General features: G+C 68.4%; 23 protein-coding genes and 1 pseudogene. 8 read left to right on the top strand and 16 right to left on the bottom strand.

Translation table 11 applies throughout. The annotated features are described in order from the left end of the window. Window positions 1–477: 477 nt before the first annotated feature. Both IEX31_RS12205 and IEX31_RS12200 read left to right on the top strand, forming a co-directional pair. Window positions 478–1,610, top strand: a pseudogene (locus IEX31_RS12205) (ISL3 family transposase). A gap of 127 nt (window positions 1,611–1,737) precedes the next feature. Further along, on the top strand, window positions 1,738–2,298 hold the full coding sequence (locus tag IEX31_RS12200) for a DUF2243 domain-containing protein (protein WP_188743695.1): 561 nt from the start codon (window positions 1,738–1,740) through the stop codon (window positions 2,296–2,298). Between the two features lie 128 nt (window positions 2,299–2,426). On the opposite strand, the gene IEX31_RS12195 is transcribed toward IEX31_RS12200, so the two are convergent. Further along, entirely contained in the window at window positions 2,427–2,759 is a 333-nt protein-coding gene (locus tag IEX31_RS12195) for a hypothetical protein (protein ID WP_188743694.1), read from the bottom strand. Between the two features lie 70 nt (window positions 2,760–2,829). On the opposite strand from IEX31_RS12195, the gene IEX31_RS12190 reads away from it, so the two are divergent. Together IEX31_RS12190 and IEX31_RS19605 are read left to right on the top strand one after the other, a co-directional pair. Further along, the gene (locus IEX31_RS12190; protein WP_308423501.1) at window positions 2,830–3,969 is read left to right on the top strand and encodes an IS630 family transposase; all 1,140 of its coding nucleotides are present in this window, start codon (window positions 2,830–2,832) and stop codon (window positions 3,967–3,969) included. Between the two features lie 43 nt (window positions 3,970–4,012). Then, entirely contained in the window at window positions 4,013–4,189 is a 177-nt protein-coding gene (locus IEX31_RS19605; RefSeq protein ID WP_188743692.1) for a hypothetical protein, read from the top strand. Window positions 4,190–4,514: 325 nt separating this feature from the next. On the opposite strand, the gene surE is transcribed toward IEX31_RS19605, so the two are convergent. The 3 genes from surE to IEX31_RS12165 form a co-directional block, all read right to left on the bottom strand. Then, window positions 4,515–5,312: a 5'/3'-nucleotidase SurE gene (gene surE, locus IEX31_RS12180; protein ID WP_188743691.1), complete on the bottom strand. Its 798-nt coding sequence runs from the start codon at window positions 5,310–5,312 to the stop codon at window positions 4,515–4,517. Between the two features lie 6 nt (window positions 5,313–5,318). Continuing rightward, window positions 5,319–6,203: a PfkB family carbohydrate kinase gene (locus IEX31_RS12175; protein WP_229662322.1), complete on the bottom strand. Its 885-nt coding sequence runs from the start codon at window positions 6,201–6,203 to the stop codon at window positions 5,319–5,321. 444 nt (window positions 6,204–6,647) lie between these two features. Continuing rightward, window positions 6,648–6,917: an integrase core domain-containing protein gene (locus IEX31_RS12165; RefSeq protein ID WP_229662317.1), complete on the bottom strand. Its 270-nt coding sequence runs from the start codon at window positions 6,915–6,917 to the stop codon at window positions 6,648–6,650. Window positions 6,918–7,160: 243 nt separating this feature from the next. Between IEX31_RS12165 and IEX31_RS12160 the strand changes: the two genes are divergently transcribed. Continuing rightward, entirely contained in the window at window positions 7,161–7,688 is a 528-nt protein-coding gene (locus IEX31_RS12160; protein ID WP_188743690.1) for a nucleotidyltransferase domain-containing protein, read from the top strand. 155 nt (window positions 7,689–7,843) lie between these two features. Here IEX31_RS12160 and IEX31_RS12155 read toward each other — a convergent pair whose 3' ends face one another. Continuing rightward, a complete protein-coding gene (locus IEX31_RS12155; protein WP_229662316.1) occupies window positions 7,844–8,182 on the bottom strand; it encodes a transposase in 339 nt (112 codons plus the stop codon). Window positions 8,183–8,323: 141 nt separating this feature from the next. Between IEX31_RS12155 and IEX31_RS12150 the strand changes: the two genes are divergently transcribed. Both IEX31_RS12150 and IEX31_RS12145 read left to right on the top strand, forming a co-directional pair. Further along, a complete protein-coding gene (locus IEX31_RS12150) occupies window positions 8,324–9,106 on the top strand; it encodes a hypothetical protein (protein WP_188743689.1) in 783 nt (260 codons plus the stop codon). Between the two features lie 696 nt (window positions 9,107–9,802). Next, entirely contained in the window at window positions 9,803–10,654 is an 852-nt protein-coding gene (locus IEX31_RS12145) for a DODA-type extradiol aromatic ring-opening family dioxygenase (protein ID WP_188743688.1), read from the top strand. 61 nt (window positions 10,655–10,715) lie between these two features. On the opposite strand, the gene IEX31_RS12140 is transcribed toward IEX31_RS12145, so the two are convergent. The 6 genes from IEX31_RS12140 to IEX31_RS12115 form a co-directional block, all read right to left on the bottom strand. Continuing rightward, entirely contained in the window at window positions 10,716–11,570 is an 855-nt protein-coding gene (locus IEX31_RS12140; protein ID WP_188743687.1) for a mycofactocin-coupled SDR family oxidoreductase, read from the bottom strand. Between the two features lie 843 nt (window positions 11,571–12,413). Further along, window positions 12,414–13,070 (bottom strand): DUF305 domain-containing protein, encoded by a 657-nt coding sequence (locus IEX31_RS12135; RefSeq protein WP_188743686.1) that lies wholly within the window; start codon window positions 13,068–13,070, stop codon window positions 12,414–12,416. A 292-nt stretch (window positions 13,071–13,362) separates the two neighbouring features. Further along, window positions 13,363–14,109 (bottom strand): hypothetical protein, encoded by a 747-nt coding sequence (locus IEX31_RS12130; RefSeq protein ID WP_188743685.1) that lies wholly within the window; start codon window positions 14,107–14,109, stop codon window positions 13,363–13,365. A gap of 35 nt (window positions 14,110–14,144) precedes the next feature. Continuing rightward, window positions 14,145–15,296 carry a globin domain-containing protein gene (locus tag IEX31_RS12125; protein ID WP_229662321.1) on the bottom strand — a complete coding sequence of 384 codons (1,152 nt, stop codon included), beginning with the start codon at window positions 15,294–15,296 and terminating at the stop codon, window positions 14,145–14,147. A 61-nt stretch (window positions 15,297–15,357) separates the two neighbouring features. Beyond that, window positions 15,358–15,750 (bottom strand): group I truncated hemoglobin, encoded by a 393-nt coding sequence (locus IEX31_RS12120; protein WP_188743683.1) that lies wholly within the window; start codon window positions 15,748–15,750, stop codon window positions 15,358–15,360. 179 nt (window positions 15,751–15,929) lie between these two features. Beyond that, the gene (locus IEX31_RS12115; RefSeq protein ID WP_188743682.1) at window positions 15,930–16,937 is read right to left on the bottom strand and encodes a heparan-alpha-glucosaminide N-acetyltransferase domain-containing protein; all 1,008 of its coding nucleotides are present in this window, start codon (window positions 16,935–16,937) and stop codon (window positions 15,930–15,932) included. Between the two features lie 95 nt (window positions 16,938–17,032). Between IEX31_RS12115 and IEX31_RS12110 the strand changes: the two genes are divergently transcribed. After that, window positions 17,033–17,764: an LOG family protein gene (locus IEX31_RS12110; protein ID WP_229662315.1), complete on the top strand. Its 732-nt coding sequence runs from the start codon at window positions 17,033–17,035 to the stop codon at window positions 17,762–17,764. Between the two features lie 3 nt (window positions 17,765–17,767). Here the strand turns inward: IEX31_RS12110 and IEX31_RS12105 are convergent, their stop codons facing one another. From IEX31_RS12105 to IEX31_RS12090, 5 genes are all read right to left on the bottom strand, one after another. Beyond that, window positions 17,768–19,441, bottom strand: a complete 1,674-nt coding sequence (locus IEX31_RS12105; protein WP_188743681.1) for an ABC1 kinase family protein — start codon at window positions 19,439–19,441, stop codon at window positions 17,768–17,770. A 50-nt stretch (window positions 19,442–19,491) separates the two neighbouring features. Next, window positions 19,492–22,068, bottom strand: coding sequence for a cation-translocating P-type ATPase (locus IEX31_RS12100; protein ID WP_229662314.1), 2,577 nt, complete (start codon window positions 22,066–22,068; stop codon window positions 19,492–19,494). Next, window positions 22,065–22,355, bottom strand: a complete 291-nt coding sequence (locus tag IEX31_RS18935; protein ID WP_229662313.1) for a hypothetical protein — start codon at window positions 22,353–22,355, stop codon at window positions 22,065–22,067. The genes IEX31_RS12100 and IEX31_RS18935 overlap by 4 nt, the downstream gene beginning before the upstream one ends. Window positions 22,356–22,491: 136 nt before the next feature. Beyond that, a complete protein-coding gene (locus IEX31_RS12095; RefSeq protein WP_188743679.1) occupies window positions 22,492–23,232 on the bottom strand; it encodes a hypothetical protein in 741 nt (246 codons plus the stop codon). Window position 23,233: 1 nt separating this feature from the next. Then, window positions 23,234–23,887: an RNA polymerase sigma factor gene (locus IEX31_RS12090; RefSeq protein ID WP_188743678.1), complete on the bottom strand. Its 654-nt coding sequence runs from the start codon at window positions 23,885–23,887 to the stop codon at window positions 23,234–23,236. Window positions 23,888–23,908 lie beyond the last annotated feature (21 nt).

The following is a 23,908-nucleotide window of genomic DNA, read 5'->3' as shown; positions in this document are numbered from 1 at the left end:
CGTCATCCCACCCAACTACCATCGCTACGGGTGTCTCCGATGCTGTGAGACAGCGCGTCCACGATGTCATGAGATCGTGTGTCCACGATGCGTTGAGACAGAACAGTCCAGCGACTTGGTACCGAAGTTCTGGCTGGCTGGTACTCCCGGGCCATCGTACTGGGTCGCCGAGCTCCCCGACCGGGTCGCCTGCCGACTCGATCGTGAACGGGCTCGCGAACCACGCCAGAACGATCAACCTCGGCCAGATCGACATGCGCAGACTCCGCCGCGACCACGCCCGCGTCAGCGAGGGCTACTGGGAGTAACCGGCGAACGATGGTGCCGGCTCACCAGCATCAGCCAGGAGCCGGTACCACCTCCCCGGAACACCAGTACCAAGTCGCTGGACTACCAGTACCAACTCACGCTATGCGCCACTTCCTGTCTAGGTTTCTGTCTGTTCAAGGAACAGAAACTTTCAGATGGGAAAACGGCGTGCGGAATGCAAGGCTATGGCGAACTCTGCTCGGTGTCGAGAAAACGGTTGTTGAGGACGTCGAGCTCGACGACGAGGGCGGCGTTCTGGTCGCACGGGTAAGGCCTACGGGATCGATGCGCAGCCGCTGCGGGCAGTGCCTGCGGCCGTGTCCGGGGTTCGACCAAGGGGAGGGCCGTAGACGGTGGCGGACCCTGGACGCCGGAACGATCAGGGTCGAGCTGGAAGCCGACGCGCCGCGGGTGCAGTGCAAGGTTGCACGGGGTGGTCGTCGCCGCGGTGCCGTGGGCTCGGCATCAGGCTGGCCACACCCATCTCTTCGATGCGCAGGTCGCGTGGCTGGCGACGCAGACGTCGAAGACCGCGGTGTGCGAGTTGATGCGGATCGCGTGGCGCACCGTGGGCTCGATCATCACCCGGGTCTGGGACGACACCGGCAAGGCCCACGACCCGTTCGCGGGCCTGACCCGGATCGGGATCGATGAGATCTCCTACAAGCGCGGACACAAGTACCTGACCGTGATCGTCGACCACGACAGCGGCCGCCTGGTCTGGGCTGCCCCGGGGCAGGACAAGGCCACCCTGGCCAGGTTCTTCGACGCGCTCGGCCCGGAGCGATCCGCCCAGATCACGCATGTTTCCGCGGACGGGGCCGCGTGGATCGCCGCGGTCGTGGCCGAGAAGTGCCCGAACGCGGTCCGCTGCGCCGACCCGTTCCACGTCGTGAAGTGGGCCACCGAGGCCCTCGATGAGGTCCGCCGAACCGCGTGGAACGACGCCCGCAAAGCCGCCCGCGCCAACGAAGCCCGACGCAGCCGGGGAAGGCCGCGAAAGGACGCCCCGCCCCGCCCGGACAGTGCCCGCGCCGCCGGGGTGAAGAACTCCCGGTACGCGCTCTGGAAGAACCCGGAGAACCTCACCGAGAAGCAGCAGGCCAAGCTCGCCTGGGTCGTGCAAACGNATCCTCGCCGCGATCGAGCACGGCCTCTCCAACGGACGCGTCGAATCCATGAACACCAAGATCAGACTCATCACCCGCGTCGCGTTCGGATTCAAATCACCCGACGCCCTCATCGCCCTCGCCATGCTCTCCCTCGGCGGCCACAAACCCGCCCTCCCCGGCCGGAACTAACCCACGGAAGCAGCAGGAGAGCCACTATTAGCACACGTCGATCTTCACTGCACCCCCCTTTGGGGTCGGTGCCGGCGCTCGTACTTTGGCCGAAAACCGGGTTGCGAGCAAAGGGGGGACGATAGCGATGACTGCGACATCGAACGTGGATCGGGTAGGGACCGGCGTGAAGCCGAAAGGGCTGGCGTTGCCGGGGCTGCTGCTCGGGGTAGGGCTGGGCGGGTTCGTCGACGGGATCCTGCTGCACCAAGTGTTGCAATGGCACCACATGCTCACCAGCTCTGCCACCGCGAACATCAATATCGGGGATTACCCCGCCACTACCGTGCATGGGCTGCAGATGAACACACTGTGGGACGGCCTCTTCCACGTCGTCACCTGGCTCGCGGTCCTTGTCGGCCTCGGCATCCTCTACAGCAGAGTCACGCACTCTCGTGGCCGGGTCTGGACCTCCCGGGTGCTGTGGGGATGGATCCTCGCCGGCTGGGGAGTGTTCAACCTCGTCGAGGGCATCGTCGACCATCACCTCCTCGGAATCCATCACGTGATCAGCGGCGAATACCAAACCATTGCCGACATCCTGTTCCTGGTGTTCGGGGCGTTGCTGATCGTCGGCGGCTGGCTGCTGCAACGCTCCGGCACGACACTGAATCTCGCCGCCGAAACCACGCAAACTCGGACGCGATAGGACAAGGCCACCATGGTCTTCGCGCACGGGAACGGTCACGTGCACAGCGAGGGCGACCTCGCCGAAACGGTGCTGCCCGTTGCTGCGCTGCTCCTGCTAGTGGTCGTCTCCGTTAGTTCGTCGGGGGTTTATGTCCAGGCTGTGGGGTCGGCGAGGTAGAGGCCGGCGGCGGTGTCGAGAGCTGTCTCGGGCTCCCCGGCGGATTGGCCGTCTGGGAGCCAGGAGTCTTCGTAGTCGTTGTGGCTGGCGCGGTATATCGCGAAGCCCCAGGAACGGGCGGAGCCGCCGTACCGCAGTCGCATCAGCGGGAGTTCGTCGCCGCCTGGCAGGCGCGCGGTGGCGTATGCGAACGAGCCCCTGAAGCGGGTATCGATCCGGGCGATCTGCGGCCACCGTTCGCGGGCGCGAGCGTTCAGCCGCTGGGAGAGGGAGATCCTCGTGGATTCCGGGATGGCCGCCATGACACCATGATCGCCGATCGTGTCGGCGTGTCACCACCGGGCGGCCTAGTCGACCTGTTAATCCCTGATCATGCCAATGATCAGCCCGTTCACGACCGTCTTGTCCGACGCTGAGGAACACGAGCTATCCCGGCGGGCGCGGCGGGTGCGCACCGAGGTCCGTGACGCCCGTCGGGCCCGGATCATCCTCGCCGCCGCCCGTGGCGCCACGAACGCGGGCATCGCCCGGAACGAGGGCGTGCATGTGGACACGGTCCGCAAGTGGCGCTCCCGCTTCGCTGAGCGCAGGCTGGAGGGACTGCGGGATCTGCCCCGCTCCGGGCGCCCGCCGGTGTTCGAGGCGACCACGGTCGCGGAGATCAAGGCGCTGGCTTGTCAACTGCCGGCCGAGACCTGCGTGCCGTTGTCCCGCTGGTCCCACGCCGAGTTGGCCGCCGAGGCCGCCGACCGCGGGATCGTGGAAGCCATCTCGGCGTCGACGGTGCGCCGCTGGCTGGATGCCGATGCGATCCGGCCCTGGCAGCACCGGTCCTGGATCTTCCCCCGCGACCGGGACTTCGCGTTCAAAGCCGGCCGGGTGCTGGACTTCTACGCCCGGATCTGGGACGGCGAACCGCTCGGAGAAGACGACTACGTCATCAGCGCCGACGAGAAGTCCCAGCTGCAAGCCCTGCACCGCCGCCACCCTGGACTGCCCCCCGGCCTGGGCAGGGCCCGGCGGGTCGAGTTCGAATACCGTCGTGGCGGCACCCTCGCCTACCTCGCCGCATACGACGTCCACCACGCCCGGGTGATCGGCCGGTGCGCACCCACCACCGGGATCGCACCGTTCACCGCGCTGGTCGAGCAGGTCATGACCTGCGAGCCCTACAAGTCGGCACGGCGGGTGTTCTGGGTCGTGGACAACGGCTCCTCCCACAGCGGGGCCGCATCCGTGCAGCGGATGAACGACGCCTTCCCGAACGCGACTCTCGTGCACCTGCCGGTGCACGCATCCTGGCTGAACCAGGTCGAGATCTACTTCTCCATCGTGCAACGCAAAGTCGTCAAACCCCAGGACTTCCTCGACCTCGAAACGCTCGAAAACCGGCTCCTGACATTCCAGGAGCGCTACAACGCCACCGCCGTCCCGTTCGACTGGCGGTTCGGTCGCGCCGCGCTACACGACCTCCTCGAACGCGTCGGCCGACACGAGCCAGCCACAGCCTGAACCCCCGACGAACTAACGGAGACGACCACTAGCGGCGGGGTACTTGTACCTAACGTGGCGTCGCCGACACGATCCGAAAGGATGGAGCCTCTGGCGCACGAGCTCTTTTCTGCTGGGAATCGCCCTGCTCATCGCCGCGCTCGTCCCGCAGTTCTCGCCGTTCCCGGAGGGTGACTTCCGCTACGGGACCGCGAAAGATCTCAGCTGTTCGCCGGCGTGATATCGGGTTGTGACGCACATCCTCCCGCAGCAGCGGCGGCCGTTGACCGGCAGGACACATCTGCCAAGCCCTGGTGTCGCGGCGGGAGGGGCAACCGGAGAGGGACCGCATCACTTGGTGCGGTCCCCCTCCGGTGCGGCCCGGGGGACCGCAGTAGCCTTTGACTATGAGCCCGGCTACGAGGCTTACGTCCGTGTTCTCAATCCGATCGAGCTACGAGACGGATCCACTGCTAGTGGGTCCGACATGCGTTGACGCTGCCACGCGTGCGGCCGCAAATTCGAGGACGGACAGGAGGCCGACGTCCGTCCGCGCCAGCCCGGCATCAGCTGCGCGCTGACCCGCCGACCTCGACCGCCGGTGTAAGCAGCACCGGTTCCGGCGACGCGGCGATGCCGAGCAGCCGCGTCAACGTCGCCTTGCCGGCGGCGAGCAGCGCCGCATCCGTGTCTTCCTCACCCGCACCGGGAGGCTCGGCGATCGTCATCGACACGAAGTCGCCGACCCGCCTGCTCACCGTCGTGTGCACGATGCCGAACGGTGCCAGCGACGCCTCGACGAGCTCGGGCTCCTCGTGGACGTTGGGCACGTTGAGGTTCAGAATCGTGCCCGGCGCGTTCTCGGCCAGCAGCGCGAGGACCCGTTCGGTGACGGCTGCCGCCATCGACCATCGAGGCGGGTCGGGGTACAGCCCCGTTGCGAGCGACACCGCGAGCGCGCGGGCGCCCGAGCCGCCACCGGTCAGCGCAGCGCCCACCGTGCCGGAGTGCAGGATCGCGCGCCCCACGTTGGCGCCGCGATTGATGCCCGACAGCACGAGATCGGGGGGCGGGCCGAACGCACCGTGCGCGGCGACGAGCGCGATCAACGCGGGAGCGGCGTGCACCGCGTGAGCCGGCACGTCGAGACCGCGAAACGTGCGGTCCTCGATGCGGATGTGCCCGCGACCGCCGGCGGCGGTCACGGCGCGCGAATCGGTCGCGATGATCGATGCGCTGCTGCCGCTGGCCTCCTGCGCAGGCGCGGCGACGACGACCTCGAACCCCTGTCGACACGCCGCGAGCGCGAGCGCGTAGAGGCCGGCGGAGTCGATCCCGTCGTCGTTGGTGATCAGTGCCCGCATGGCCCGTTACTCCGACTCGAACATCTCGGCCAACTCGCGCAGGCCGATCCGGGGCGGGTGATGGTCTTCGTGGTCCTCGCCATATGGCACGACGTGCACGAGCCTGCTGAGGCGGTGGATCGCCGCACGATCCCCCGTGCCGTGCCCATGCCGCGTGACGTTCAGGGCACCCGCCGCCGCGCCCAGCACGACTGCCTCGGTGATCTCGGCGCCGCGCGCGACTTCCGCAGCCGTCGCGGCGGTGAACGAGTCCCCCGCACCGCTCGTGTCGACGACCTCCATGATCGGGTTCGTCACGATCAGGATGGTGTCGCTCTCGGTGAGCATGAGCAGGGGCTTCTCCGCCCGGGTGACGATCACGGTATCGGCGCCCGCATCGCGGATGGTGCGCATCGCCGCGATGATCTCCGCTTCACCGATCGAGGTGATCCGCCCGTCCGCGAGCAGCTCCTCGTGGCTGATCTTGACGATGTCGACGTGGCCAGCGAGCGCCGCATCCAGACGGGGTCCGGCCAGATCGACCATAACGCAGCAATCGCACGAACGCAGGTCGGCGGCCAGCCGACGGTACACCTCTGCCGGCAGGACGTCGCCGGCGGGCCCGCTCAACAGCACGAGCTGCGCATCCATCCCGACCCGGAGCGTCTGCCCGTAGAGCTCGTCGAGCACATGGCGGGAGAGATCACTGCCGGCGGTCTCCACGATCGAGCGCCGCTGACCACCGCGACGGTCGTGGATGTACGCGGCACTCTGACCGTCACGCTCGACGGCGACGACGTCGAAGCCCTCACCGTCCAACAGATGACGCAGCACCCCACCGGTCTCGCCCGCGAACGTGCAGCACATCGTCACGGTCGTACCCAGACGGCGCAGCATCCGCGCCTGCCACACTCCCTGCCCGCCCGCGTGGATGTGGATGTCGGGCTCTTCATCGCGCTCTTCGATCGTGATCGTCAGCGACGGCGAGGGGGCGAACACAACGATGTCGGGAATCGCGATATCGGCCACGGCACCATGCTATTCCCGCAGACTGAACGGGGCATGCGGATGCCGAAAGCGGCGATCGGGAGGGCGTCAGCGCTCTGCCCGCGCCTGATCGACTACTGCGCGCACGATGCGCGCGAACTGAGGCGCATTGGGCAGATCGGAGCGGATGCAGAACGACTCGACGTCGACCGAATCGCGCGACCGCTGACAGCCATGGTGTTGTGCTCCAGGAGCGCGGCGCGCGCGATCCGCGACGAGGCGCGGGTCACTTGGGCGCGCCACTCTGTTGATCCGCAAGATGCGATCATCGTTGTAGTTGAAGTCGACATAGAACTCGGGTCTCCCGCGTCAAGTAGTTGGCAGGACTTCTTCTCGATCGAAGTTGGGGATGGTCCGGTCGGCAAGGCCCAGGTGCACCTGCATCGGCCGGTTCGAGGCGATCGCCTCGTGCGGGCGCACGGTGTTGTATTCGATGCGGTAGTCCTCCGCGCGTTCGACCGGCTCGAGCGCGTCGGGGATCTCGTCGAGGAACAGCCGCTCGTACTTCAGTGTCCCGAACCCGCGCTCGCGTGACCCGTTCTGCCCCGGCGACTTCACGCGGGTGCGGACGTGCCGCATCGAGGGCCGAGTGCCCGTACGCCCTGTGCGATGAAATGTCCGGTGAGCGGGCCTCATCTGCAACGTCGGTCTATCGGGTAGAGTTCGGCCGTCCCGCAGGGATGGTAGTCACTTGATGTAATCTGTAGTCACTTGATGCGGATCCGAGTCGGGAGGCATCGGCTTGCGGTGCTCGCCGAGCCTGCGTCCGGTCGCCGGATACATGAGCTCAGCGGAGTGCGAGCGCTTCGCACCACACAACGGATGCTCGACGAGTTGGTTGCCCTGGGCCTGGTCGACATGCAGAAGGTCGGACCTGCGAACGCGTACACGCTGAACCGCGGGCACATCCTCTGGGATCCGATCGAGAAGATCCTGGCCAGTCGCGCCGTCGTGGCATCCGCTGTCGAGGACACCATCAGAGAGGTGACTGTCGGCGTCGTTGTCAGTGCGGCGATCTACGGGTCCATGGCACGCGGGGAAGCCGGGCCGGACTCCGATGTCGATGTGATCGTCGTGTGGGAGGACGGGGCCGCTGAAGACCAGCGGGATGGGGTACTCGAGGCATTGGAGGAACGGGTTCGCCGTCTGACCGGTAATCGGGCGCAGATTCTTGCGGTGACGAGAGCGGAGCTCGCCCGTCTCGTCGAACATGACGATCCGCTCATCGCCTCGATCCGCAGGGACGGCACGACCGTGACCGGAGTCGAGATCCGAAGCCTCCTCGGCGCGAACGCGAAGGCATCCGCACGCACCGGCAAAGCGACCGACCGACGAAGCGAGGCGCCCTGATGCCGTCACGTACGCGGAAGATGACCCGCACCGAGCGCCCGACACGTCACCGCGCACGGCACCCGGTGCTGTGCCCTCTGGTCCGTGATGTATCCGGCCACGGTCACCCGCCCATCGCCTCGTCCACCCAGAGGGCCACCGATCGTTTGAGGACATCACGCTGCATCCGCAGCTCGGTGTTCTCCCTTGCGCAACCGGACCAGTTCCGCCCGCTCCGACTCGGTCAACGGCGGGTCCTCACCATCCCGGGCCGGGCGTGCCGCGGCGACCCAGTTGCCCAGCGTGCCCTCGTTCACGCCCAGCTCACGGGCGACCTGCGCGATCGGCTTGCCCGTCTCCTCGACGATCCGCACCGCGCCCGCTTTGAAGTCCTCATCGAACTTCCGATATACATCTTCGTACCCATCGCCAGCCTCCAAAACTTGGCTGATCTCTCTACGGTACGAGGGGATTGCCGCCCCGCCCACCCGGCGCGACAGCCGGGCCAACGTCATGCGTTCACCACACCGGACACGCCAACGACACGTACCCTCAGCAAGCCGATGCACGCGCGACCGCTACTCGCAAATCTGGGTCTGATACGGTCCCTACAGGTTTCAGGCGCACCGCCCCACCTCCCACATCGAGATCATGGAGTGATCAAGTTGAACATCAAGAAGTCCCGCGCCACCGCAGTCGCGGCGCTCTCCTCCGCCCTCGTACTGGCCGCGACGCCCGCCATGGCAGCCGTCGCCAGCCCATACGTCACCGACTTCACCGGCGTGACCATCGACACGACCGCCGCAGCGAGCAACAGTGACTGGCGGATGACCGGCCCGTTCGACGCCATGATCACCGCTGGCGACGACCCGGCGCTGCGGATCAGCAACGTGGTGACATCCGGCAGCTTCGGCGACCAGCTGTTCAGCCCCACCCTCGAGGTCCCGGCCACCGAGACCGGACCGGCGCACACGTTCACCGCGTCCTTCGTGCTCGAGCCGGTCGAGCTTCAGCCGGGCCTGCGGGTGACCGTCAGCCCCGACAACGGCCAGGGCGGCCGGGGCGGCTTCCTCGCGATCGAACACACCGCCGACGGCATCGACCTGGTCAGCCAGGGGTCGTACTTCGACGAGGCGGGCGAGCTCCAGTGGGACGTCAAGACGGTGGCCACCGGGCTCGACGCGAGCGAGGCGCACACCGTGAAGCTCAAGCTCATCAAGAAGCCTGACACGAAGAAGTCGACGAACAACGACGTCTTCTCGGTCCACGTAGATGGCAAGCCGGTCAAGAACACCACGTTCGAGGCCTACTACGACGCCACCGGCGAGGAGACCTACCAGACCGACACGCTGCTGTTCCGCCTCAGCGGCGCCGCACAGCCGCAGCTCGTCGACGGCGACGGCATGCTGATCGACGACGTCACCATCGCGACCTCCTGACCAACGCAACAACCCGAGGTGAGGGAGGGCCCACCCCATCGGTGGGCCCTCCCTCTCTTGTCCACCGCGGATCCGCCGCGGGAGAACACCGTGCATCACTGCTGTATGGTTTCCCTATCCGAGAGTCATCCCATTGAAATGGTGGATGCCGGTACGATCGTCGTGTGCCGCGCCCTTATTGAGGTCCCGTCGAGATAGTCACCGAACCGATCCCCGCGCAATCGCCGTCATTCCACGGACGCGAAGATCGTCGTGGGGGTGGTCGCGTCGGCGTCGCCTGGCCCGATCCCGATCGTGCTGCTCCCCCGGATTCGAATACCGGGTGCGGGAATGGCGCCATCCCACGACACACGAGATCCATTGGCGGCTCGAGCGCAGGAAGTCGTCGATGCAACCAGACGACACCGACCAATAGCCGACACCAGCATCGCTGTCTCCGCGCGATGCGGCGGCAGCGCCTCGCAATCATCGACGCGTACCAGGCGATCATCGAACAGCTGACGGCCAGGGTCGTGGAGGTGACAGCGGATCTCGGCGCGGACCACGCGCATCGCCCGCTCCGAATCCCGCCCCTCCAGTCATCTACACTCGGCGGGCCGATGCGGGAATACCGGATGTGGGTACCGGGTTGACATCAGTGTGTCCGACATAGTCGTCCGAGACGATTCGTTCAAATCCATTCGTCCCGACCTGCCCATGGGCGCGTACGACGCGTTCCTGCCTCGCGCGATGGAGCGCTCCCGCGCAGCACGCCGCTGGGAGCCGTCCGACGGCCCGCTGCCGACCCTGTTCCTCTCGCACGGTGCGCCGCCTCTGCTGGATTCGCCGCAGTGGCTGAAGGCGCTGCTGGAGTGGAGTCTCACCATCCCCAAGCCGCGCGGCATCGTGATCGTGTCCGCGCACTGGGAGAACGCCCCGGTCGCGATCGGCGCGACCGACCCTCAGGTGCCGCTGTACTACGACTTCGGCGGGTTCCACCGGCGGTACTACGAGGCCGAATACTGGACGCCCGACAGCCTCCCGCTCGCGCACGAGGTGGCGCCGATCCTGGCGGGACCCGTCGGCAGCATCCATCAGTACGCCGATCGGCGCCTCGACCACGGCGCCTTCATCCCGCTCATGGCGATGTACCCGCTCGCCGACGTGCCGGTGCTGCAGGTGTCGATGCCCGACCTCTCACCCGAAGCGAACCTGAAGCTCGGCGAGGAGCTGCGCCCGCTGCGCGAGCAGGGCTACCTCGTGATCGGGTCCGGGTTCGCCACGCACGACATGTCGACGTTCCAGCGCGACCCGTCCACCTGGAACGAACTGCCCGGCTACAACCGGGACTTCGACGAGTGGCTCGCCGGCACCCTCGCGGCCGGCGCCGTCGACGAACTCGTCGACTTCCGCGCGAAGGGTCCGGGCAACCTTGGCGCCCACCGCACGAGCGACCACTACGTTCCGCTCCTGGTTGCGATCGGGGCCTCCACCGACCCCGCGTCCGGGCGCACCGCTTTCACCGGCGTCAACCTCGGCAACTCGATCCGCAGCATCGAATTCCGCTGAGGCCCCGGCCGCGCGAACGGCGCCCGAACGGATCGTTCCGCCCGGGCACCGTTCGTGCGTGTCACATCTGAGGGTTCATGTTGACCCCTGCGATTCCAAGGTGACCGGCGTCGACCGGGAGCGTGATGCCGGTCACGGTGCGGGCCATGTCGGAGTTGAGCCAGACGGCGGCGTTCGCGATCTCCATCGGGTCGAGCATGCCGACTCCCTTCAGGATTCCGAACGAGTACCCGCCGCGCACGAGGTCCTCGTGCGTGCCGCCGGGATGGCCGGCGAACATGTCCCACGCCATCTGGTTGTCGGTCATGCCGGTGAGGATGGCGCCCGGGTTCACCGTGTTGACCCGGATGCCGTGCGGGCCGAGGTCGAGCGCGAGCGACTTCATCAGGCCGACGACACCGAACTTCGCGGACGCGTAGTGAGCGTAGCCGGGACCGCCCTCCAGGCCGTTGATCGACGAGGTGAGCACCATCGAACCGGTCTGACGCTCGATCATGTGGTTGACGACGCTCTTGACGCTCTGGAACACCCCGGTCAGGTTGATGTCGATCATCTCCTGCCAGGTCTCCTTGGTCATTTCCGCGATCGGCGCCAGCGTCCAGACGCCGGCGTTGGCGATCAGCACGTCGATCTTCCCGAACTGCGCGATCCCCTGGGCGACCGCGTCATCGAGAGCCGCCTGGTCGCGCACGTCCGCCTCGATGGACAGCACCCGACGGTCATGCTCTTCGACCAGCCGCACCGTCTCGGCCATGTCCTCCGCCGTCGTGTGCGGGTAAGGCACGGTCGCGAACGGCTTCGTCGTGTCGACGAAGAGGATGTCGGCACCCTCCCGCGCCGACGCGACGGCGTGCGCTCGGCCCTGACCGCGCCCCCCGCCGGTGATGAATACGGTCTTGCCTTCGAGCAGCCCCATGCTGGTGCCTTCCTGTTGTCGCCCGCGGCGCGGGCGGGTGATGGGTGGCGTCCCGCGGCGGGCAGGCGCTCGTCGTCGAGACCCCTCGGGATACCCCTATCCTTCCACCTTTCGGCACCCGGCGACGTGCCTCAGCTTCTTTGAGCGCGTGGGATGGCTCGGCGCCCTCACATGTATTGAGCGCGAAGCTTGCCGATGTGGACGGCAAGATTCCGATGGCCGCGAGAAGGCATGTCACGAACGAGCTGCGCACTGCGTACCGGCAGGCGTCCAAGACTGGACGTCCGCGGCGTTGAAAGTGGGCGGCAGGCTAGCGAAACGCCAGCCACCGACCGGAGCTCGCCCACCCGACTCTTCGCCGACCAGGACGAGATTCGAGTGCACTCGCGGAGCAGGAATGCGTTGACGTCCGCTCCGGTCAAAACTCGGGTGTGAAGCCGCCTCCTTCACGGGAGCACGGCGCTCCAACGAACAAGGCTGCTCTCAGCCTGTGACTATGCCGAGCCGACTACGCTCGGGAATGCACCCATCAAATGGAAACCGACGACTCACAGACCGCCCGGACCTAACGAAGGGGCGGCCCAGGGGTCCAGATCCAACGCTCGACGCCGAAGCGGGGCTCAGGAGCGTGAGTGAGGTCGAGTGAATCACTACGGGGTATCTTCTGCTTCCCAAGCAGACAGCGCGGGTTCGATCCCATCATCGGATCTTCGAGAAATCACTTGATCAGACTCTTGTTTCGTCTCAATGTCGACGGACGTCGATTCGACTTGTTTCGTCGCATCACGCGCCGGGCCTCATGGGCTGCAGCGCCTCGACCGGGTGTTGCTGGTCGCCACGGCCTCACTCGGAAGGACACACGCGGTCAGCGGATGCCGGGAACTCCGGGACGGCCCGGGACTCGGCCTCTTCGACCGTCGCCACGACGCCGTTCTCCTCGATGTCGTCGATCAGCCAGTCCATCTCGTCGATCTCGCGACGCTGCGCTTCGCTGATCTCGGCCGCGAGCTCGCACACCCGGACATCCACGTTCTGGAAGCGCTCCGCACGGGTGATCGCAAGCGAATGGTGCGGGATCATCGCGTGCATGAACGCAGTGTCGTTCACCGTGACCTGGCTGCGGTCCAGGGCGATGCCGCCGCCGATGAGGAGCACGCTCGCGGCAATCACCGCGGTGTTGCCCTTCACGCTCTTGTACATGCCAAGCATCCACGCGAGCATGACGAGCCCCATGGTGCCGCCCATCGTGACCGACATGAAGATGCGGCTCTGGCTGAACCGGATATGGCTCCACTCCCACGAGCCGGCGAACATCACCCAGTACATGACGACCATCGACGTCAGGATCATCGCTGCGAACCGCAGATACGTCTTCAGCGTGCGGTGCGACCGGTGCGCGTTCCCCTGCTCGGACTCCGACGGGCTCGCGTGGTCGTGCTTGTCGTCGGCGGGCGTCTGCTGTTCTCGGTGCTGGTCAGCTGCGTTCCGATTCGTGGACATGCTGGTCGAACCTCCCCTTTCCGTCTACTACGCGATCAGATGAGCGGGGCGGCGGCAAGGGCGTTGCGCCGGGCCGGGGGTGTCTGGTACCGGGGAGGCGTATGCGAAGCCCGTTCGAACCGTACGCCGTAGGCCGGCAGGACGACCCCTCGTACGGCTTCTTCTGGACGCGGTTGACGAACGTCGGCTCCGGCAGGCCCGCGACCTCGAGGAGGGTCGGCGCGATGTCGATGACGTGACTGACGTCACACCGTCGCGATCTCCGAAGACATCGCCTCGGACTCGGCGCCCGTCAGTGCGACGGTGGGGCGGGCGGCCCCGAGGTCGAGGGCTCCCACTCGGGTTCGCCCACGGGGCCGTCGTCGTGGTCGGGCTGCGCCGCGGCTTCGGGTGCGGGCTGGGGCAGGCTGCCAAGACGGTCGACCTGCTCGGTGAGTGCCTCGAGAACCGAACGCAACTGGATCTGCGCGACCTGGGCGTAGGTGCGCACGTACTCGATCTCGGGGACGGCCGGACCCTGGTGCGGAGCGAGGGCCGCGGTCGCCTGACCGGCGCTGCGCTCGGCACGTTCCAGGATCTCCCGGTACTGGTTGCGAGCGGTGATCACCAGGTCGCGGGCATACTGCTCGGCGTCTGCGACCGCCTTGTCGGCGATCAGTTGCGCCTGGGAGAGCAACCCGACCGCTCCGGCCGTGATCTCGTCTTCGAGATCTGACCCGGATGCCGCGTCTGACCCGGATGCCGCGTCCGACCCGGATGCCGCGTCCGACCCGGATGCCGCGTCCGAGCCGGATGCCCCGGACGCACCCGACGCACGGAGTTCGGCGTTCTCGGCCCGTAGTGCAGCGAGCTCCTGTTGGGCGCTGGTCATGGCTGCCCGCGCCTCGGCGGTCGCCTGCGCGAGGTGAGCCATGAACGTGTCGACTTCGAGTCGGTCGTACGCGCCGCCCCTCATCTTCATGGTGAAGGCCACGGGCTGGGCGTCGGGCAGGTGGCTCACCGCTGCGGCCAAGGCCTGCTCGAGCTCGGTGCCGGACATGGCAGCAAGGCTATCGGGGTCGGTCCCGTTCTGCGTCATGCGTGGTCCCCCTCTTCGCTCTGCGGCAGCCGAGACGGCTGCGGGTCATGGGTGTGGTGGTGCATGTCATGACTGTCTTCGTCGAGGGTTGCGAACTGCTCGAAGCGGACGTCCGAGTGCGCGATTCCGCCGGCACGGAGTCGGGAGACCGTGTGCCGCACCATCTCGGGCGATCCGCACACCAATGCGAGACGCCCCTGCAACTCGCCGCTGTCGGCGGCGACGTCGCCGACCAGGCCCTTCCGGCCGGGGTAGGTGGGGTCGTCCGAGACCACCGGCGTGTAGGTGAACCATGGCCGGCCGGCCAGGTTCTGGAGCAATCGGTTCTCGTAGAGACTCGCCGGAAGCCGCGCCCCGTGGAACAGATGCACCCGAGGCGCCTCCCCGGTCGACTGCCAGTCCAGGTCGATCCGCTCCAGGTGGGCTCGCAGCGGAGCCAAGCCGGTGCCGCCGGCGACCATGATCAGGTCGCGCTCGCGCTCGCTCTCGTCCAAGGTCAACTCCTGACCCACGGGGGCACCGAGGCGGATGGTCTCGCCGACCTCGAGGGAGCGGACGATGGTGCTGCTGACCTGACCACCGGGGACCAGCTGGACGTGGAATTCGATGCTGCCGTCGGAACGGGGTGAGTTGGCCGGGCTGAGATAACGCCACAACCGTGGCCGGGAGGGCACCTCCACGGCCACCGACTGGCCCGGCACGAACGACAGGTCGGGATCGGGGCGAACCTGGATGACGGCAATGTCCAGGCCCCGTCGCTCCACCGCGGTCACATGAGCCGTCCACCATGCCGGGCTGGTCCGTGCGGACGCGTCGGCCGCTTCGACCATGACCGTGGCGATCAGCCCGTAGGCCCCGGCCCAGTCGGCTGCGAGCTCATCGGTCCACCGCTCGCCCAGGAAGTGCTTCAGCGTGGCGAGCAGTGATGCGCCGACCGCGTTGTAGTGTTCTGCGATGACCTCGAAGCGCCGATGGTCACGGCCGAGCTGCTGGATGAACTCGGCCACTTCGTCGACTTGATCCACGCTCGACACGACTCGGCCGAGCGCACCGACGAGCCGATCCCGCTGCGTGGCCATCGAGACCGGGAACATGCTCCGCAGCTCGGGGTGGGACAGGAAGAGGTGCGAGTAGAAGAACAGCGGCACCTCGTCCCCGAGGCCTTCGGCCAGCGCCCACGTCTCCTTCAGTGCGGCGGTGTCCACCGCCTCACCCGGCCGCCGGGCGAGCCTCGACGATGTCACCCTCCGTGCCGGCGATCGTGGCCATCACGCGATCGATGATGGGGCGCTCGACCCCCGCATCCGTCAACGCTGTCGCCAGGTGCCCGGCGACTGAGGCGAAATCCTCTGGCGAGATGTTCATCCCCGCGTGCGCCGCGCGCAGGTCGCGCCCCTCGTAGCCGACGGGACCGCCCATGACCTGCGACACCAGTGCCACCTGGTGACGCTTGAGCCGGACCATCTCGATCCCGTCGAAGTACCCGCGGAGTCGGTCGTCACCAAGCACCAGCTGGTAGAACCGGTCCACGACGACGGTGATCGCCGGTGCGCCGCCCACCGCCGCGTAGTCGCTGGGAGCTTCGGGGTCAGGCTGATTCATCACGTTCATCCAATCGCTGGCACTGCACAGTCCTACCCTTCTTAGCAGAGTCGGACGTCTGACAAGGTTCGCATTCCACAGGCCAGAACGTCCGGATGTCGCATCCACGACGATCGCGTCGGCGTCGACCGCGGGATGTCCCCGCCGTCCGTCCCTGCGGTTCGTCCCGCGGCCGCGCTTCACAGGCGGATCGCCAGCCGCCGCCGATGCAACCACCACGCCACCGACGAGAGCACCGCGAGGATACCCGAGAGTTGCAGCACGGCGAGCCAGATCGGCGCCTCGGCGTACCACCACGCGGCATCCGGGAACACGACGGCGGCCAGGATCACGAGGTGCAGGAGATACAGCACGAGCGGGTTCTCGCCCCACCAGCAGAGGTATCCGGGGCGATCCGCCACGAACCTGGCGGTGAGGTCCACCGCCAGGAAGACCACGGCGGCGATCGCCAGCGAGATGAGGACGTAGCTGAGCGAGACCCGATGCTTGCTCACCGGCACGAGCACTGCGGCGAGGGCGGCCGCGACGGAAAGGGCGGCGCAGCAGACCGCGTACGGACGGACGCCCACGCGCCACACGTCGGCCACCGCCGTGGAGAGCACCAGCAGCGCCGCCCACGACACGGCGCCGAATAGCCCGCCCTGCGTGGATGCGAGCACGAGCGGGAGCATCGACGCGTCGAGCACGACCTGGTAGGCCGCGAGCATCACGATCCCGATGGCGAACCTCGCCGAGGTCGGGAGGCGGATGAACGCGAGGCACACGAGACCCGCCACGCCGAGGGCCTGCAGCACGCCCCAATCGGTGGGTGTGCCCGTCGCGGTCGCACCGCCCGCGAGGATGGCGCCGATCCCGATCAGGGCCAGGTAGCGCAGCAGCACGTGCACGTACGCGTTCGCCGTGCCCCGGGGCATCCGTCGCACGAAGGAGGGGCCGTAGTTCAGGCCGATGACGAAGACGAACGCCGGGGCGACCGCGTCGGCGACGGTGTACCCGATGTCGGGCGCGTGCTTCAGGAACGCCGGCACGGCCTGTACGCCGCTCAGGTAGTCGCCGCCCACCATCAGGATGATGAGCGCGCCGCGGAAGCGGTCGATGGCGAGGTTCCGCGGGATCCCGTTCGGCTCCGGGGCCCGGGGAGGCACCTCCTCCGCACCGACGGGCTCGTCGTGCGCCGCGGGCTGCATGCGGCAACCGTACCGCCCTCGGCACGGGTAGCCTGCGAACAGCGCGCTGGGGACCGCCCCGCGCGCACCTGTTCCGAGCCGAGGAGGTGGCGCCCGTGGGAGACCGCCGTACGGAGGACACCGCGCGGGAGCACCACGGTCCCGACGAGGAACTCCTCAGGGTCATCGCCGACGCGGCGGCCGACGTCGCGCGCGTCGAGCGCATGCGGATCGAGATCGAGGAGGGCTTCGACCTCCTCCGCGGCACCGAGAAGGCGGTGTCGCTCTTCGGCTCCGCCCGCGCCCGCCCCGACCAACCGCACTACCGCCTCGCCCGCAGCATCGGATCGGGTCTTGCCGACGCCGGCTTCACGGTGATCACCGGCGGCGGGCCGGGAGTCATGGAGGCCGCGAACCGCGGCGCCGTCGAGGCGGGCGGAACCTCGGTCGGGCTCGGAATCGAACTGGCTCATGAGCAGGGGCTCAACGCGTACCTCGATCTCGCCCTCGACTTCCGCTACTTCTTCGCGCGCAAGCTGATGTTCGTCCGGTACGCCTCGGCGTTCATCGTGCTACCGGGCGGATTCGGCACGCTCGACGAGCTGTTCGAGGCGCTCACGCTCGTGCAGACCGGGAAGATCCACGACTTCCCGGTCATCCTCGCCGGATCCGACTATTGGGGCGGGCTCATCGCCTGGCTCAGGGAACGGCCCGCGGCATCCGGCTACCTCGCGCCCGACGACCTCGACCTCGTGACCGTGTCCGACGATGCCGACGAGATCGTCAGGCTCGTGCAGGCCGGCTGGGAGCGCCAGCACGGGCCGGAGCCGACGCACGGCACGGTCTGACGGTCAGGGCCGTCGACGACCCCGCCGCCTGGCCGTCCATGCGAGGTACGCCCCCGTCGCACTGAGGACGCCCAACCCCGTGCCGACCATCGCGCCCTCCCACGAGCGCCACCTCCGCTCGCGCGAGACCACGTTGCCGATGCCCGAGATGAACGCCGCGCCGATCATGCCGGCGACGAGGCGGTTGCCGATGCGCTCGACCCGGCCGACGATGGGGTCGAGCTCGGCCGCCCGCAGGTGCACCTGGATGCCCGTCGTGTCGACCTGGTCGATCACCCGCCGCAGCACGCCGGGCACGTCGAGGGCGAGCTCGCCCATGTCGAAGGAGGCGCGCGCGAGGCGCCTCGCGAACACCAGCGCGCTGGTGCGCTCCCGGGTCAGCCGCTGCGCGTAGGGTTCGAGTGCCTCGGCGAGCCGGAAGTCGGGGTCGAGCTTCACCGCGATCCCCTCGATCTGCAGCAGCGCCTTGAACAACAGCGCCATCTCGCGCGGCAGCCGCAGGTGGCTGTCGCGGAGGATCCCGAACATCTCGCCCGCCACGCGGGCGAACGGGGTCTCGCGCAACGAGCGCAACCGGTAGTGCGACAGGAAGACTCGCAGGTCCTCGCTCAGGACGTCCCGGTCGACATAGGGCGCACTGACCGACACGCCCACGAGCGCGGACGCCAGCAGGTTGTGGTCGCTGCGCGCCAACGCGATGAAGAGGTTGCTGAGGTGATCGCGGAGCTCCTCCTCCACCACGCCGACCATGCCGAAGTCGATGAGCGCGATCGTGCCGTCGTCGTGGATGAAGAGGTTGCCGGGGTGCAGGTCGGCGTGGAAGAACCGGTCCTCGAAGGTCATCTTCAGCACCATGTCCGCGCCGCGGCGGGCCACCTCCTTGCGGTCCACCCCTCTGGTGTCGAGGACCGTCGCGTCGCTCACATTGGCGCCGTGCATCCGCTCGAGGGTCAGCACGCGCGAGGTGGTGAACTCCCAGAACACGCGCGGGATGACGACGTCGGGCTCGTCCTGGAAGTTCTCCGCGAAGCGCTCGGCGTTGCGGCCCTCCTGCAGGTAGTCGAGCTCGTCACGGATCGTCTTGGCGAACTCGTCGGCCAAGCCGGCGGCGTCGTACTCGCGGGCGAGTTCCCAGGTGCGGGTCGCCCGCATCGCGAGGTTCTGCACGATCTCGACGTCCTGCTGCACCTGGGCGACGGCTCCCGGACGACGGACCTTCACCACCACCGGCGTGCCGTCTTTCAGGGTCGCGAGGTGCACCTGTCCGATCGAGGCCGACGCGAGCGCCTCGTTCTCGAACGAGGCGAAGAGGTCCTCGGGCTCGCCACCGAGCTCGCGGCGGATCACGTCGCGGATCAGGTCGACCGGCACGGGCGGTGCGGCATCCTGCAACTTGATCAGTTCGTCGATGTAGGCCGGCGGAAGCAGATCGGGACGCGTGGAGAGCACCTGGCCGAGCTTGATGAACGTCGGGCCCAGCTCCTCGAGCGCACTGCGCAGGTGTGCGGGCGATTCGTTGGTCTCGGCGCCGGATGCCTCGGCCGCCCGGTGCCGGAACGGCAGGAGCCGGTCGAGGCCGATGAGCCCGCCGAGGAAGCCGAGGCTGTGCCGTCGCAGGACGGCGGCGATCTCGCGGTAGCGTGCGTTGTGCGTCGTGTCGGCTCGGCCGGCGCTCATGGTGACCCCTCGTCGTGTCTCAGGCCGCTTTCAACGTACACCGGGCTGGATCACGGAACCCGGTGCGCGGTCGGGCGGGCGGCGATCATCTTGTAGACCTCGAACCACGCGACCCCCGCGAATCCCGCGGCGATCGCGACGGCCCAGTCGAGCGGGCCGATCGGCCCGAGGCTGAACGCGTCGCGGAACGCGGGAACGAGCAGCAGGGCGGCGAGGAGCGCGCTCGCGCCGAGCAGGATCCAATTCAAGGCGCGGTTGCGCCGTTCGCGGAACGTTCGCCAGATGGGCAACCGCCACGACCGGTTCACGAGGATGAGCGCGAGGTTGCCGACCACCAGCGTCGCGAAGGTCACCGACCGCACGACGTCGTCGGGCCGTCCGTCGAGCACCGCCCACAGGTAGACGGCGAACACGGCGGCGAGCGCCGATGCTCCCTGCAGCGTGGCGATGGTGAGCACGCGCGCGCCGAACAGCGGTTCACCGAGCCCGCGCGGAGGCTGCGCCATGACCTCGGGGTCGATCTCCTCCGCCTCGAACACGATGGAGCACGCCGGGTCGATGATGAGTTCGAGGAACGCGATCAGCGCCGGCAGCAGCACGAGCGGCCAGTCGGCCACGAACACCGGGATGAGCGACATCCCCACGATGGGCACGTGCACGGCGATGATGTACGACATCGCCTTGCGCAGCTTGTCGAAGATGCCGCGCCCCTGCCGGATTCCGCCCGCGATCGACGAGAAATCGTCATCCGTGATGACGAGCGCGGCCGATTCGCGCGCGACATCCGTGCCCCGCGCGCCCATCGCGATGCCGATGTCGGCCGCCCGCAGCGCGGGGGCGTCGTTGACCCCGTCGCCTGTCATGCCGACGACCTCGCCGTCGGCCTTGAGCGCGCGGACGAGCCGCAGCTTCTGATCGGGCACCATGCGGGCGAACACGCTGACGGTGCGGATGCGTCGGGCCAGGTCCTCATCGCCCATTTCCGCCAGCTCGGGGCCGGTGATCACCCCGCCCGTGCTCTCGAGACCGATCTCGCGGGCGATCGCGAGCGCCGTGCCGGGGTAGTCACCCGTGATCATGATGGTGCGGACACCCGCTCGGGAGAGCTCGGCGACGGCGTCGCCGACGCCGGGGCGCACGGGGTCGGCGAGGCCCGCGAGCCCAACGAACTCGAAGTCGAAGTCGTGGTGATGGTCGGGCAGCGCCTCGGCGCGACGGAACCGCGCCCGTGCGACGGCGAGCACGCGCAGGCCGTCGGAGGTCGCGACGTCGACGTCCCGGCGGAGCGCCGCCATGCGGTCGGCATCGAAATGGCACAGGTCGGCGATCGCCTCGGGTGCGCCTTTGGCCGCGATGACGTAGTCGGCGCCGTCGGGCGATCGCCAGACATGCGCGAGTGCCAGAAGCTCTTCCGAGAGCGGGTACTCGCGCACCAGCTCCCACCCGGGGTGCAGGTGCTCGGTGCCCGCGAGCGCCCGAGCGCCGAGGGCCGTGAACGCCGTATCCATGGGATCGAACGGATCGACGGGAGAGGCGAGCACGGCGTACTCCGCGACCTCGTGGAACTCCTCGGGCAACGGGGCGTCGGGCTCGACCACATGGGTCCGTGCGCCGACCACGAACTCCCGCACGGTCATGCGGTTCATGGTGAGCGTCCCGGTCTTGTCGACGCACACGACCGTCGCCGATCCGAGCGTCTCGATGACGGGCGGGCGCCGCGTCAGCACCTGGCGCTGCGACATCCGCCATGCCCCGAGCGCGAGGAAGACCGTGAGCACGACCGGGAACTCCTCGGGGAGCATCGCCATCGCCGTGGCGATGCCGGCGAGCACGCCTTCGAGCCACACCCCGCGCGTCAAGCCGTAGATCACGGCCACCGCCACGGCGGCGAGCACGCCGAACACGGCGATGACGCGCACGAGGCGGTCGATCTCGCGCTGCAGCGGCGTCGGCCCCTCCTCGATGGACCGCAGCGCCGTGCCGATGCGGCCGAGCTCGGTGTTCGCCCCGGTGCCCGTGACGAGCACGATGCCGCGACCCTTGACCACGAGTGTGCCCGAGAACAGCCACGGGGTGGCGTCACCCCCGGGCCGCCCCATCGTCGCCTCCTCGGGCGGGCCGTAGACCCGCGTCTTGCGCACGGGGACCGACTCGCCGGTGAGCGCCGACTCGTCCACCGAGAGGTTCACGGCCTCCGCGAGCACCGCGTCGGCCGGCACCCGGTCGCCCTCGGCGAGCACCACGACGTCGCCGGGCACCACCTCGCGGCCCGGGATGCGCAATTGCCGTCCGTCGCGTATGACGAGCGCACGCGGAGACGACAGGTCGCGCAGCGCCGTGAGGGCGTTCTCGGTCTTGTGCTCCTGATAGACCGAGATGCCGATCACCACCACCACGAACGACATGAGGATGGCACCGTCGAGCGGCTCGGCCAACGCGAAGTTGATGCTGCCGGCGACGAGGAGGAGCAGGATCATCGGCTGGCGCACCACGGTCCACGCCTGCTGCAGGAGGTTGCGCGGCTTCGCGGTGGGCAGCTCGTTCGGACCCTCGGCCACGAGCCGGCGCTCCGCCTCGGCGGCGGTGAGGCCCCGCTCGATGAGCGTCGCCTCCTCGAGCCCGCTCACGCGACCTTCCTGCTCCGCGCGGTGAGGACGAAGGCCAGGACGAGGCCTGGGCCGGCGAGCGTGATGATCACGGTCGCTTGCGCGAGCGTCGGCCACCCGAGGCCGGGATTGCCGGACGCGTGGAAGACCGAGGGCCGGTTCAGCCAGTCGGGCCACCCGAGCATCGGCGTGTCCGGTGCGACGCGCACGTCGACGTCGAAGAGCCCGTTGCCGCCGCCGTAGTCCTTCGTCAGTTCGCGGCACTCGAGCGCGGTCGTGATGCCGTCTGCTGCTGCGATCCCGGTCATCGATGGCCTCGCCCCCTCCCGTCTGCTGTGTCCACGTTGCCATGACGGGCCCGACCTGCACCAGAGCAGGGGCGGACGAGAATCGGACCCCCGCCGTGTGGCGAGGGTCCGATTCCCGGGGGGATCTTTCGGGGCGTCAGTCGCCTGCGGCGTCCTTGCCCTGGCTCTTCTCGTCGGCGATGTCGCCGGCGCCCTCGGCGGCCTCCTGGCCGGCCTGGCTCTTCTCCTCGGCGGTCTCCTGCCCGGCTCCGGCGTTCTCGCCGGCCGTCTCCTGACCGGTCTGGGCGTGCTCGGCGGCGTTCTCGAGGCCGGCCTGACGCTTCTCCTCGGCGTTCTCGAGCGCAGCCTCGCGCTTCTCCTCGCCCTTCTGGCGCGCGTCTTCGGCGGTCTGCTGGCCGAACTCGCTGTTCTCGAGACCGGTCTCGCTGACGTTGTTGCCCGGGTGCCCGGTGACCTCGTTGAAGACCACCTGCACGTCCTCGGGCAGCACGCCCGCCGCGCCCGCGGCGCCGGCGCCGGCCACGCCGACGAGCGCTGCCGCGCCCGCTCCGATGGCGATCTTCGCCGCGAGGCCGAGGCCCATGAATCCGCTCAGTGCCACTCTTCTTCTCCGTGTTCCCGGCGTCGACACCCGGTTCGCGGGTGCCGTCGCCGAAGTCGTTGCGTACAGTTCGTCTGCCGAAGGCGTGAGCCTCGCCACTCGTTCGAGATCGAGGCGGGCCGCCAGCGCAGCCGAGGGCTGCGGTGGGGGCTCGAGCGAGTCACGCCGGAACACCGCGACGGCATGTGCCACGACCGCGAGGTCGTCGCGAGCTTCGGGTTCCTGCCCGCGCATCACGACCGCAGCGTCGTCGTCGGTGATCCGGTGTGATCTCATCTCACTCCCTGCTATCGACGGATGCCGCTCCAGGGGTACGGCCTCGGGCGAATTTCTTTCGCAACGACTCGAGCGCCCGCCGTTGCAGGGCCTTCACGGCCCCCTGGCGCTTGCCGAGCACCTCGGCGACCTGGTCGACGGTGAGGTCGCCGATGATGCGCAGGACCATGACGTCGCGCTGGTCGGGCGGCAACTGATCAAGGACCGCCCGCGTCGAGGCATCCGACATCTGCTGTATCGCCGCCTGCTCGGCACTCGGGCTGCGACGCTCGTCGAGCTCGACACTCCATTCGACATCGTGGCCGCGCTTGGACCGTCGGCGCAGTTCGTCGACGAGGCGTCGGTAGGCGATGGTGAACACGAACGTGCGAAACGCCGCTGCGTCGCCGTGGAAGCGGTCGAGCCCGTCGAAGACGGCGAGGAAGACCTCGCTCGTGAGGTCTTCGGGCTCGTGCGATCCACGGGCGCGGAGGAACGCCACGACCGTCGGCGCGTGGTCGACCCAGAGGTTGGTGCACGCCCATTGCGCGCCCGACTGCGCCGCGAGGAGCACCGCCTGGAACGCGTCATCTGGGGCGGCGTCGGAGGGTGCCGAGCGTGACGCCGACCTCCGGCGGGAGGTCGCGCGAGACAGTGCGCTCTCGGGGTCAGCCATGTCGGGGAGAGAGTCTAGAGG

Origin of the sequence: Agromyces bauzanensis, assembly GCF_014645655.1 — a bacterium.
In the GTDB taxonomy this organism is placed as follows: Bacteria; Actinomycetota; Actinomycetes; order Actinomycetales; family Microbacteriaceae; genus Agromyces; species Agromyces bauzanensis.
The sequence above is the reverse complement of the archived record's forward strand: the minus strand, read 5'-3'. Positions and strand labels throughout refer to the sequence as shown.